Raw genomic sequence first — 13,188 nt, 5'->3', positions numbered from 1 at the left:
TTATGCGCCTCGAACTGCGATTAGAGCTTCAGCAACCGCTTTCTTGAAGCGAACCAGAACTTCTTCACACTCAGCTTGAGTGATGATCAATGGGCAAAGTAAACGGATTACTGTACCGTTACGACCACCTTTTTCCAGCAACAGTTTGTTGTTGAAACAAGCGGTTTGAATTGCTGCAGCCAATTGGCCATCAGCAGGGAAAGAACCCATATGATCCGCTGGTTTACGCTCATCCACGATTTCAACACCGATCATCAGACCGCGACCACGTACATTACCGATACATGGGAATTCAGCAGCCAGTTTTTTCAGTTCAGCTTGCAGGAAATCACCGCGTTCTTGTGCATTTTGCGCAAGGTTTTGTTCTTTAATGGTTTGTAGAGTCGCAAGACCTGTACCCATTGCCAGCTGGTTACCACGGAAAGTACCGGTGTGGCCAGCAGGTTGCCATGCATCAAATTTACGTTTGATGCCCAGTACTGCAAGTGGCAAGCTACCACCAACGGCTTTAGACATGACAACCACATCAGGTTCGATACCCGCATGTTCGAATGCGAACATTTTGCCTGAACGCGCAAAGCCTGCTTGAACTTCGTCCAGAATCAACACGATGTTGTGTTTTTCTGTTACTTCACGGATTTTTTGCAGCCATTTTACTGGTGCTGTTACCACACCGCCTTCACCCTGAATCGCTTCAAGAATTACAGCTGCTGGCTTGGTTACACCGCTTTCGACATCTTCAATGAAGTTTTCGAAATAATAAGTCAAAGCATCAACGCCCGCTTCACCGCCTAGACCCAATGGGCAACGGTATTCATGCGGATATGGCATGAATTGAACGCCTGGCATTAAACCATTCACTGAGTTCTTCGCAGATAGGTTACCTGTCATTGCCAAAGAACCGTGAGTCATACCGTGATAGCCACCAGAGAAGCTGATCACTGAACTACGGCCAGTAAAGGTTTTAGCAAGTTTAATCGCTGCTTCAGTCGCATCTGCACCAGATGGCCCACAGAACTGTAAGCAATATTCTTCTTTACCACCTGGCAGGTAAGCAAGAAGTGCCTCAGTAAAAGCATCTTTTAAAGGAGTGGTGAGATCCAGCGTATGCAATGGAAGACCGCTTGCAAGTGTGTCCTGGATACTTTGAATGACCGCAGGGTGATTATGGCCTAATGCCAATGTCCCTGCCCCAGCTAAACAATCAAGGTACTCCGTACCTTCAACATCGGTAACCCAGCAACCTTGTGCTTTCGCTATCGCTAACGGTAATTTACGTGGATAACTACGCACATTCGATTCCATCTGACTTTGGCGAGTCAAGTAGTATTCGTTTGTGGAATTGGTGGCAGGATTTACAGAAGAAACGCTCATATCGAATTACCATCTCTGATATGGGTTGAAAGAAATAAGTCTGGTGACTTGCGGTCGTTTGACTCGGTGCTTTATACAATCTAGTTAGACAATTTTCTATTCTGTAACTAGGAGAGGCGGATGATACAGTTTTTTTCAAGAAAATAAACAACTTTTAGTACCAATTTGCCTCTACAGTTATTGAAAAAATATATCAAGTAATGTTGCTGTCTAAATTATCAACGGAACGTATAACAATGACAAGGAAACCTGAATATTTTATGCAATTTTGTTGTCATGAATACAACAGTGTAATTATCAAACAATTATCTCAATAAGCATATAATTTTCATCACATTTAGTTCCGATATATCTACAATAAATAAAATATATTTTTAACAATCCAACGACAATAATTTCGGAATATCAACACATTTTCACCTTAGTATTTTATGATCAGCACAAGGCCAACAATTTCACTAAAACAGGACAACAACATGCGTCTTTCTTCTTTTTCAGCGCTTGCTTTGCTCGGCGCATTATCTTCTGCCGCTTTCGCAGCTCCTGAAGAAACCTTGAATTATAATGTGGTGAATATCTCGGCAGAAGCCAGCCGCGATATTTCCAATGACCTGATGAATACCAATTTATTTGTTGAAAAATCTAATAAACAGCCGGCTGAGCTTGCAGCACAAATCAATCAGTTGATGACGCAGGCCATTAATACTGCTAAAAAATATCCTACTGTAAAAATTGAAACCGGTTCACAGCATACCTATCCGGTCTATAACAACGACAACCGTAAGCTAAGAGAATGGCGTGCTCGTGCGCAGGTACGAATTGAATCGACTGACTTTAAAGCCGCCTCGCAACTGATTGCTGAGCTACAGCAAAACTTCCAGACTGAATCGATTAACTTCACAGTATCTGAAGCAAAACGTAAGAAAGTCGAAAACGAGCTGATGCTTGAAGCTTCGAAAAACTTTCAGCAACGTGCGCAAAGTCTGGCTCAAGCCTGGAACAAACCAGGCTATCAACTGGTGAATCTGAATATCAATACCAATAATTCGGGTTATCCACCTGTGCCACGCATGGCGATGGCCAAATCTGCTTATGCCGAAGCAGTTCCAGAACAGGAAATGGCAGCAGGAGAATCCAAAATGACCGTCAGTGCCAATGGCTCTATTCAGTTTAAATAAGTCTTAATAAAATTATTCAGATGTTTAAAAACCACCCTTTTGGGTGGTTTTTTATCACTTGAATATTCTCTGAAAAATCAATGCTACAAATTCATACAAACTCAGATATGAATTGAGCTTTGATCGGTTTAGAGTAACGGACATTTGTGTCAACCCTCTCTCCTCATGTCACTCGATCAACTGAACCTGTATCTGTTTCATCTTCTCAATGTACCTGACCAAGCCTCGATCTGGATGATTAACTATGCCAGTCTGATTGCACATGATCTGGTGTATTTATTTCTGCTGATTTTTGCTGTTGCCTGGCTGCGTGGTAGTCGTGAAATCAAAACAGGGATTATTAAAGCTGCGATCTTTACCGCAATTACCCTTTCGATTAGCGAAGTATTATCTGCCGTTCTAAACACACCCCGCCCTTTTGTCATGGAGGTTGGTCAAACCCTGATTGAACATGCGCCTACAGGTTCCTTCCCAAGCAATCACATGAGTATTTTTAGCGGGATTGCCTTTGCCTATTATTTCTCAGCACAACGTGATTTGGGACGAATCCTGCTCTGGACTGCTTGGCTTGTCGCTTGGTCGCGGGTTTATGTGGGTGTACATTTTCCGATTGATATGATGGGAGCATTCGTGATTGCTTTGGCAGTCAATCTTGCTGGCTTACCGCTCTGGTGGAAATATGAGAATAAGATCATGAACTTTATTCTCAATATTCATCAATTCCTGTTTAAGCCTTTTATTCGGATAGGCTGGGTGAAGTAAATTTCCAGATATAAAAAAATCCCGCTCGAAGCGGGATTTTTTTATATTTTGATAGCTTAGTAAATCGCCATATGATTTCGATGAATCATCTCTAAAGAACGTGCTTCACCTAAGACTTGATGGACTTTATCTGATGCCAGACCTTTGACGATTTCCGCTGAACGCGAACTGAAGTTGACACGTCCTACAGCAATACGGTGACCTTGTCGATCGACACATTCCACTACATCACCACGGTCAAAATGTCCTTCTACCGCTTTAACACCGACCGGCAACAGGCTACGGTGATTCTCTTTGATGGCTTTAACCGCACCATCATCAATTACCAAACGACCTGCAGTTTGCAGATGCGCTGCTAACCATTGCTGATGTGCAGTCATGCGATCATCATCAGTGATAAATAACGTACCCAACATTTCACCTGCCATCAAGCGCGATAAAACATTGTCACTATCACCACTAGCGATCAAGGTTGGGCAACCAGATTTCGCAGCCAGACGTGCAGCACGAACTTTAGTCAGCATACCGCCACGACCAAATTTTCCGCCGCCGCCTGCCATATCAAACAGGCTTTCATCCATGGCACGCACGGTATGAAACAGTTTGGCATCCGGATTAGAACGTGGATCCGAGTCAAACATGCCTTCCTGATCAGTCAGGATAATCAGCAGATCTGCATGAACTTGACCTGCGACCATCGCAGCTAAGGTATCGTTATCACCGAAACGAATTTCGTCAGTAGAAACTGTGTCATTTTCATTAATGACTGGAATCACATGCCAGTCAATCAGGTGCTGTAAAGCATCACAAGAATTCAGATAACGACGACGGTCTGCCAGGTCATCATGAGTCAATAATACCTGAGCGGTTTGAATGCTGTGTTTTTCCAGCACACTTGACCAGGTCTGGATTAAACCCATTTGACCAATGGCAGCACAAGCCTGAAGACTGGGTAGATCGGTGGGTCGATTCTCAAGTTTCATTCGAACCATACCTTCAGCCACAGCTCCGGAAGAAACGAGAATAATCTCGTGTCCGGCATTGTGTAGATCCGCGATTTGTCCCGCCCAATGCGAGATGGCATCTAAATCTAAACCTTGCCCGTTTGCTGTGAGTAAAGATGATCCGATTTTAACAACGATTCGTTTACAACCCTTGAGCTGACGTTGCCCATCTACCACTTCTATCATCTTGTCCTCAGACTTATCTTTAAAAGATTAACGTACGTAATATACTTCTACGTCGCTGTCGTCATCATCTTCATCATCAAAGTCATCGCCGCCCAGACGTTGAGCGCGACGCATTTCACGATAAGCTTCTTTCGCAGCAATCGTTTGTTCACGTGTTTCAGCTTCAAGCTGGTCACGGAATTCTTTCATCTCTGCTGCGTATTCAGGATCTTCAACTTCGCGTTCGCGTTGCTGCTCGATTTGATCCATCAGGTAATACACCACATCTTTAGTGCCTTCAGCCGTTAAGCCTGAAGTTTTAAAGACAGGACCTTCCCACTGTAATTCTTCAAGAATGTGATTACACCATTCGTCACGAGTATCTACAGCAAGCTGATCGACCTTATTCAGAACCAATACCACCGGTAATTTTGAAAGTGTTGGGGAGAATTTTTGCAACTCATTCAAAATCGCTTTGGCATTGTAAGCTGGATCTGAACCGTCAATCGGTTGAACATCTACAATATGAAGCAGAATACGGGTACGTGCCAAATGTTTCAGGAAGCGAATCCCGAGACCTGCACCTTCTGCCGCACCTTCAATCAGACCTGGAATATCCGCCATTACAAATGAACGGTGACGATCCGCATCCACTACACCCAGGTTAGGTACCATGGTCGTAAACGGATAATCTGCCACTTTTGGTTTTGCTGCAGATACTGCACGGATAAAGGTTGATTTACCTGCGTTTGGCATGCCGAGCAAGCCCACGTCTGCCAGTACTTTCAGCTCAAGGCGGATTTCACGGAATTCGCCTTTGGTACCATGCGTACATTTACGCGGAGAACGGTTGGTTGATGATTTAAAGTGGGTATTACCCAAACCACCTTGACCGCCATGTGCCACTAATACTTTCTGGCCGTCTTCAACCAGATCGCCAATAATATCGCCAGATTCTGAATCGACGATAGTTGTTCCCACAGGAACTTTTAAAATAACTGATTCGCCACCACGACCAGCACAGTTTGCGCCAGCACCGTTTTTACCACGTTCAGCGCGAAATTTACGGGTATAACGATAATCTACAAGGGTACTCGTGTCGTCGTCAGCCTGAATATAAATGCTGCCGCCACGACCACCATCACCACCATCTGGACCACCAAATGGTACGAACTTTTCACGGCGAAAACTGGCTACGCCATTGCCACCGTCGCCAGCCTCTACGGTAATGACTGCTTCATCAACAAAGCGCATAATGCCAATCCTCTAAAAACTTTAAAAACCGCCTATTCTGCCATATTTTAAAGCATTTCTCGACTATATTTATTGGGCTTTCCATGAAGAAGACCCAATTTAAGATTATTTTATAATATTCAAGCAAAAAGCTGATACAGATTGACGATTTATCAAGAAATTATTGTGAGGAACTTATACAAAATAAGAATTATAAAAATGTTTTCACTTATTTCAGAATCACGGTAATTCTTCTTATAGCTTAGTCATCTTTATTTTTATAGTTTTACTTTTTTCAATTGGAGTTGCTTTAACTGATCAACAGATATTCAGAAGACCATGAGCAAACTAAGAGGTTTCTTTATATTATTTTTCATAAAGCGCATATTTCATTAGCTCTCTCTTAAATCGAATAAAAGGGTTAGTCTCTTCATCCAAGATAGGAACCTTAGTATTTCCTTTAATATTTTCAAAATTATTAACTAGATTACTAAATTGACTTTGTAATGAAAATATTGCCTTATCGAATGTTTGTATTTCATTTTTAAAATTACTATTTCGAAAACATTCTTGCAAAAACTTATTTTCTTCTTTAATTATCGCCCTTAGTTCTCGAAATTTATTTAGCTGTAATTTGACATTCTCAAATGTCTTGTTGGAACTAATAACTCCATCTCTCAATCTAAGATAAACATGCTCAAGCTCAATCACTTTTATTACTATCAATTTACATTGTTCAGCTATTATTTCTGTATTCTTTTGCGATTTCCAAAGATTAAATGTAATTAACAAAGCAACTGGAGCAAACATAGTTGCTGACCAATTCATAGCTATAATTATGATATTTTCATTATCAATACTAAACTTTGATAATCCAAAGACAGCACAGCTAAAGATAAAAAGAAAAAAATAAGCCATTATTAAAATACAGGCTAACTTGATAGGTTTCATATCCTAAGCCCCAAAAGCAATTTAATTTTTATTTAGTAACACGCTCTTTATTTTCCAAAATCTCTGGCAAACTCCGTTCTACCCAGCCAATCAAATAATTTATTTTTTCTGCTGCTTGCGAACCTGTAATCGTCAATTGATATTCAACTTTGGGTGGCACAACCGGATAAACCGTTCTTAAAATAAAACCATCTTGCTCCAGCATTTTTAAGGTTTGTGCCAGCATCTTTTCACTGACCCCTTCAATTCGCTGCTTCAGCTCACTAAAGCGATGTACGCCTTCACTTAAACAGCGTAATACCAGCACTGACCATTTATTGGTGAGATGTTCCAGTATTTCACGGGATGGACATTCATTAGATAGCACCTGTCCCAGTAATGGACTGATTGCATACTTGGTCATTGAAGAGTTCCTTTCTTGATCACAGTTTTTAGTTATTACTTACTATTTTTAATGTACTTACCATTTGTAAGCTAACAGATTCATATGGGCGTATCAAGGTGAATTTTCCATCAATTAATACATATGATTTGATAAAGCTGATTTGCCACCTTTATCTTTCACAATAAAAAAGAGCCTCAAAAAAGGCTCTTTTTTAGATAACTTCTACAAATTATGCATTTGTTTCAGCAGGAACTTTTGGATAGCTTACGCCGCCCATTTGTTCAGCAATGCGAAGTACCTGGCAGCTATAACCCACTTCGTTATCGTACCAAACGTAGCAAGTTAAACGGTTGCCTGAAGTGATCGTCGCTTGAGCGTCGAATACACCTGCAGTACGAGAACCGATAAAGTCAGAAGATACAACTTCAGTAGAGTTTGTATAACCGATTTGACCTTGAAGGTTAGAATTGATTGAGATTTGGCGAATGTATTCATTCACTTCATCACGATCAACTTCTTTGTCTAAAGTCAGGTTCAGGATTGCAAGAGATACGTTTGGTGTAGGAACACGTACAGAATTACCAGTCAACTTGCCTTTCAGCGCAGGAAGTGCTTTCGCAACTGCTTTAGCAGCACCAGTCTCAGTAATAACCATGTTCAATGTTGCAGCACGGCCACGACGGTCAGCTTTATGGTAGTTGTCGATCAGGTTCTGATCGTTTGTGAACGAGTGAACTGTTTCAACGTGACCATTGATCACTGTGTATTTGTCGTTTAACACTTTCAGTGTTGGAGTGATCGCATTGGTAGTACAGCTTGCAGCAGAGATGATTTGGTCTTCATCAAGGATGTCAGCCTGGTTCACACCAAATACAACGTTCTTCATGTCACCTTTACCAGGTGCAGTCAGAATTACGCGAGCAGCGCCTGGGCATTTCAGGTGTTGAGCAAGACCTTCAGCATCACGCCATTTACCAGTGTTGTCGATCACTAAAGCATTTTCGATACCGTATGCAGTGTAATCCACTTCAGATGGATTAGATGCATAGATCACTTTGATGAACTGGCCGTTTGCAATGATTGCTTCGTTTTCTTCGTCTACAGAAATCGTACCCGCAAATGGACCGTGGATTGAGTCACGACGTAATAAAGACGCACGTTTTTCAAGGTCACCGTCAGATGATTTACGAACTACGATTGCTTTCAGGTTCAAGCCGCGGCCTAGACCTGACTGGCTGATCATCAAACGGGCCAGGATACGACCGATACGACCGAAACCGTAAAGCACCACGTCTTTACCTTCTACAGAAGTTGCATTGCCTTCAAGTGATTTCACAGCGTCAGCAACGAATGCGTTAACATCACCACCTTTTGCTTTGAATTCAACAGCAAGTTTGCCTAGATCAATTTCAGCAGTACCGATGTTTTCCACTTTTGCCAATGCTTCAAGGATTGGGAAAGTGTCTACAACAGAAAGCTCAACGTCTAATACGCGAGTACGACGATGCGCTTTAAGGATCTGGATTACAGAACGGTTAATTAAAGAGCGACCGTAAACTGTAGCTACGATATTTTTTTCACGATATAACTGACCTACTAGGGCAATCATACGTTCCGCAAGTTCTTCACGGTTTTTCCAACGACCTTGGTGCTCTGCATGGAGGGCAACGATAGTGTCTTTGCTCACAGATACGTCCTCTAATTAATTGTAAATCTAAGCATAAATTTCAAAACCCGATAATTGTAATGGAATTGGCCGCAAGTTTGAATCAAAAGCTGATTAACTCTGGCCGAAAATCCGATATATTCACTATAAATTTTGAAAATAATTGTAATTAGTCAGATGATTTTGCATTTAAAATTTGAAAAATCATCTATTCCCTGTAAAAACCAGATTTTTGTTAAATGTTGTTTATTCAGCCAAATTTATCATTCAAGAATCTAAACGTTTCTGATAACGCTCTAAATTTTGTGCTAGTGTCAGGCGTCTTTTTCGTTGTTCAATAATGTGTAGTATACCTTCAATTACCAACAATACGACGGCCAGCCAGATCGGAAGATAGGTCAGCCATTCGCCGGCTTCAACCCGCTCCCCTAATGCCATAGACGCAAAAGCCAAAAGTACTGGCTCCAGATAGCTCAGCAGACCAAAAATTACGAAAGGCAGATAACGGCTTGCCAGAATATAACTACCTAAGCCTAAAGCACTTAAGAAGCCCAAACCCAACACTGCCAAGATGAGATGAGGGAAACTGACCATAAGCTTGAGAGAATCGCTATGTACAAAGCCCAGATAGAAAGCCACTGGCAGAATCAGACACAAGTCCCACCAGAATCCACCCAAGTGATCCGTACCAAAGCGACGGCGCAGGAAGAAATACAGTGGATAAGCCAAAGCCACATAGACCGTTTCCCAGGCGATCGAACCGATTCGCCAGATTTCATGTCCCACACCTAATATGGCCAGTGCGACTGCTGCCATCTGCCAGCGCGATAGTTTTTCCTTATAAAGCACACATCCGACCAGCACCATGACTAAGGGCAACAGGAAATATCCTAGGGATACCTGTAAACCGCGGCCATTAATTGGTCCCCATAAAAAGAGCCACAACTGTGTCGTACATAACAGGGAACTGATGATCAACCAGAGCAGAAAAGCAGGTTGTTTGAGAATGCGTTTTAAAATTTGAGTGATATGGCTGAGGTCACCTGACCACCACATGAACGCAGTCAAAAATGGAATGGTCGCCAACATCCGCCAGGCAAAGGTTTGTTCACTGTCTAAAGGCTGCAAAAATGGCGTGAATATATAAAGAACACCAAATACTACTGATGCCAATACCGATAATGCAATGCCTTTATACATGCTTCAAACCCAAGATCATTCCAGCGCATTATAACGATTAGTCTAAAATAAAGCTTGAAGATTCATCTGCCCAAAGGCCAAAGGTAATTACAAGGCAAAATACATAATTTAAAAAAGAGAAGGATTAAAAAAACCATGCCGAAGCATGGTTTTTATAAATAACCCGAGTGGCCTTTTATTTTCTTGCCTGTTGGGTCTGTTTAGTATGAATTACATCACTCAAATCATAACCCACAGATTGCGCATATTGCAGGTATTCATTCACCACATTCTGATCCAGTTGAGGATCACGTGACAATACCCACATATATTTACGTTTAGGCTCGCCGACCAGTACGGTTTGATAATTATCGTCCAGTTTTAATACCCAATAATCGCCACGGCCCACTGGTAACCAGCGAATAAACTCTGGCAAGAAACTTACCTTAAGCTTGGTGTTATAAGGTGCATTCTGAATGTATGCCTCACCTACGGATTGAGTCACCTGACCATTTTTCTGGATACAGCGGTTATCTACATTAACGTTACCATTTTCATTTAATGTATACGTCGCCGTAACGTCACGATCACACTTGTTCTGGAATGTAAGTGGCTTACGAGCCACTTCATACCAGGTGCCCAAATAACGGTCCAGTTCAACTTTCTCTACAGTGGGTAAAGAATCGTTCTTGGCATAAGCCATGGTTGCAGCCCCGAGTCCAAGTAGAACTGCACTACCCAATGCAATTTTTGCAAGTTTCAATCCCGCATGAGGGAGATTATTTTTAGTTGTCATACGATACCTATTTGATCAGGACAAAATTTTCAACATGAATATTTCGTACTTACAATAGCGGTATCCGCAGACATATTTTGTAGCATTATGTTAGGTTTGTGATTGATTTTACGTAATTTAAATCTGTAATTTACACACAGACCTAACTTAACATCTGCGCTTTTAAACGTAAAATTTCATCCCGTATACGTGCAGCCTGCTCAAACTGTAGTTCTTTTGAAGCCTTGAGCATTTCTTTTTCCAGTTTATTGATATGCTTCGCGAACATCTTTGGATCGGCCATGATATGGCGTTCATCTGCACTGATCGCACGGGCCTGATCGGAAGCTTTCAGCTCAATAGTTTCATCATCCAGCACTTCGCCTGTATCAATTTCCTTAATCACCTGACGTACTGCACTACGTGGTGTAATGCCATGCTCTTCATTAAACTGGATCTGTTTGGCACGACGGCGTTCAGTCTCATCAATAGCTTTTTGCATAGAATCGGTAATGCGATCCGCATACAAAATCGCTTTACCTTTCAAGTTACGCGCTGCACGACCAATGGTCTGGATCAGTGAACGCTCTGAACGCAGGAAACCTTCTTTATCCGCATCCAGAATAGCAACCAGTGAAACTTCTGGCATATCTAGACCTTCACGCAGCAGGTTAATGCCGACCAGCACATCATGCACACCGGTACGCAGCTCATGAATAATTTTCACACGCTCAACAGTATCAATATCGGAGTGCAAATAGGCAACCTTGATTCCATATTCTTTTAAATAGGACGTCAGGTCTTCTGCCATACGCTTGGTCAATGTCGTTACTAGCACACGTTCATTCATTTCCTTACGGATATTGATTTCAGACAATACATCATCGACCTGCGTCAAGACTGGACGGATTTCAATTTCCGGATCAATCAGACCGGTTGGACGAACCACCTGCTCGACCACCTGTTCAGATTTTTCCAGTTCATATCTTGCAGGTGTGGCACTGACGTACACGGTCGTCGGTACAATACGTTCCCATTCCTCAAATTTCATCGGACGGTTATCCAGCGCACTTGGCAAGCGGAAACCGTAATTCACCAGATTTTCTTTACGGGAACGGTCACCTTTGTACATGGCTCCAATTTGTGGAACAGTCACGTGCGATTCATCGATAATCAGCAAGGCATCATCGGGTACATAATCAAAAAGAGTCGGCGGTGCTTCGCCTGCCGGACGGCCAGATAAATGACGTGAATAGTTTTCGATCCCGTTGGTATAACCGAGCTGCTGCATCATTTCCAGATCATAACGGGTACGCTGCTCGATCCGCTGTGCTTCCAGCAATTTGTCATTTTCACGGAAAAAGACCAGACGTTCTTTTAACTCATCTCGAATCGTTTCAATCGCGCGAGCCAGATTATCTTTCGGTGTTACATAGTGACTTTTAGGATAGATCGTGACACGCGGCACTTTACGGATCATTTTCCCGGTTAAAGGATCAAACCAGCGAATGGAGTCGACTTCATCATCAAACAGCTCAATCCGGATGGCATCCTGATCCGATTCGGCAGGGAAAATATCAATAATCTCACCACGAATACGATACGTACCGCGCAGGAATTCCAGTTCATTACGGGAATACTGCATTTCGACCAAACGACGGATAATATCATCACGGCCAATCCGGTCACCTTCCACCACATGCAGCAACATGCTCATATAAGCATTCGGATCACCCAGACCGTAAATTGCAGACACCGAAGCGACAATAATCGCATCGCGACGTTCTAATAAGGCACGCGTTGCCGAAAGACGCATCTGGTCAATGTGGTCATTAATCGCCGCATCTTTCTCGATAAAGGTATCTGAAGATGGCACATAGGCTTCTGGCTGATAGTAGTCATAATAACTGACGAAATATTCAACCGCATTATTCGGGAAAAATGCTTTAAATTCACCGTAGAGCTGTGCAGCCAGCGTTTTGTTATGGGCCATGACAATAGTCGGACGCTGGGTACGCGCGATGACATTGGCCATAGTATAGGTTTTACCTGAACCGGTAACCCCCAGCAAAAGCTGATCGTGATAGCCTTTTTCTATACCCTTGACCAGCTTTTCAATGGCCTGTGGCTGATCGCCAGCAGGTTGATAATTGGTCACCAGTTCAAAGGGTTGTTTATCACTCATAGCTTTAATCATTTCACTGCGGATATCGACTCAATTTATTATGGGGGTAAAACTGAATTACTCAATCCCTATCCAGGTTTCTGTTTGGTAAAATAAAACAGTATCATTGTCATTATTTTATAGTGCTTTACTTTACTTAGATTTAATGAATAAGGTACAGATCAATCCAAATCAATTTTGAATTATGCAACAATCAATATAAAATTGAGATCTTTAAAAATTATAAAAAATTGACAGGATAATGAAAGATAAAGAGTATCGTGAAATCGTGACTAAGAATCAGTTTCGCTATATGGGCACAATCATATTTTGTTTGGGCCTTTTCTATTTA

General features: G+C 42.1%; 11 protein-coding genes. 2 read left to right on the top strand and 9 right to left on the bottom strand.

The features are described from left to right. Complete coding sequence (locus tag FTV34_RS07290) at window positions 1-1,374, bottom strand: diaminobutyrate--2-oxoglutarate transaminase (RefSeq protein WP_034703655.1); 1,374 nt, start codon at window positions 1,372-1,374, stop codon at window positions 1-3. Between the two features lie 476 nt (window positions 1,375-1,850). On the opposite strand from FTV34_RS07290, the gene FTV34_RS07285 reads away from it, so the two are divergent. Both FTV34_RS07285 and FTV34_RS07280 read left to right on the top strand, forming a co-directional pair. Continuing rightward, window positions 1,851-2,552: an SIMPL domain-containing protein gene (locus tag FTV34_RS07285; protein WP_180069640.1), complete on the top strand. Its 702-nt coding sequence runs from the start codon at window positions 1,851-1,853 to the stop codon at window positions 2,550-2,552. 165 nt (window positions 2,553-2,717) lie between these two features. Further along, the gene (locus FTV34_RS07280; RefSeq protein WP_180069637.1) at window positions 2,718-3,314 is read left to right on the top strand and encodes a phosphatase PAP2 family protein; all 597 of its coding nucleotides are present in this window, start codon (window positions 2,718-2,720) and stop codon (window positions 3,312-3,314) included. A gap of 56 nt (window positions 3,315-3,370) precedes the next feature. Here FTV34_RS07280 and proB read toward each other — a convergent pair whose 3' ends face one another. From proB to uvrB, 8 genes are all read right to left on the bottom strand, one after another. Then, the gene (gene proB / locus FTV34_RS07275) at window positions 3,371-4,504 is read right to left on the bottom strand and encodes a glutamate 5-kinase (protein ID WP_005234922.1); all 1,134 of its coding nucleotides are present in this window, start codon (window positions 4,502-4,504) and stop codon (window positions 3,371-3,373) included. 27 nt (window positions 4,505-4,531) lie between these two features. Further along, window positions 4,532-5,737 (bottom strand): Obg family GTPase CgtA, encoded by a 1,206-nt coding sequence (cgtA, locus tag FTV34_RS07270; RefSeq protein WP_004782712.1) that lies wholly within the window; start codon window positions 5,735-5,737, stop codon window positions 4,532-4,534. Between the two features lie 345 nt (window positions 5,738-6,082). Next, entirely contained in the window at window positions 6,083-6,667 is a 585-nt protein-coding gene (locus FTV34_RS07265) for a hypothetical protein (RefSeq protein WP_180069634.1), read from the bottom strand. 28 nt (window positions 6,668-6,695) lie between these two features. Then, window positions 6,696-7,070, bottom strand: coding sequence for a helix-turn-helix domain-containing protein (locus FTV34_RS07260; protein WP_125278388.1), 375 nt, complete (start codon window positions 7,068-7,070; stop codon window positions 6,696-6,698). Window positions 7,071-7,281: 211 nt separating this feature from the next. Continuing rightward, window positions 7,282-8,739, bottom strand: coding sequence for a glyceraldehyde-3-phosphate dehydrogenase (locus FTV34_RS07255; RefSeq protein WP_004782721.1), 1,458 nt, complete (start codon window positions 8,737-8,739; stop codon window positions 7,282-7,284). Between the two features lie 246 nt (window positions 8,740-8,985). After that, window positions 8,986-9,918: an EamA family transporter RarD gene (rarD, locus tag FTV34_RS07250; RefSeq protein ID WP_034702892.1), complete on the bottom strand. Its 933-nt coding sequence runs from the start codon at window positions 9,916-9,918 to the stop codon at window positions 8,986-8,988. Between the two features lie 175 nt (window positions 9,919-10,093). After that, entirely contained in the window at window positions 10,094-10,693 is a 600-nt protein-coding gene (locus tag FTV34_RS07245) for a lipocalin family protein (RefSeq protein ID WP_180069631.1), read from the bottom strand. A gap of 142 nt (window positions 10,694-10,835) precedes the next feature. Further along, the gene (gene uvrB, locus FTV34_RS07240) at window positions 10,836-12,857 is read right to left on the bottom strand and encodes an excinuclease ABC subunit UvrB (RefSeq protein WP_034170047.1); all 2,022 of its coding nucleotides are present in this window, start codon (window positions 12,855-12,857) and stop codon (window positions 10,836-10,838) included. Window positions 12,858-13,188 lie beyond the last annotated feature (331 nt).

The organism is Acinetobacter sp. YH16038 (assembly GCF_013417275.1).
Classification (GTDB): domain Bacteria; phylum Pseudomonadota; class Gammaproteobacteria; order Pseudomonadales; family Moraxellaceae; genus Acinetobacter.
The sequence above is the reverse complement of the archived record's forward strand: the minus strand, read 5'-3'. Positions and strand labels throughout refer to the sequence as shown.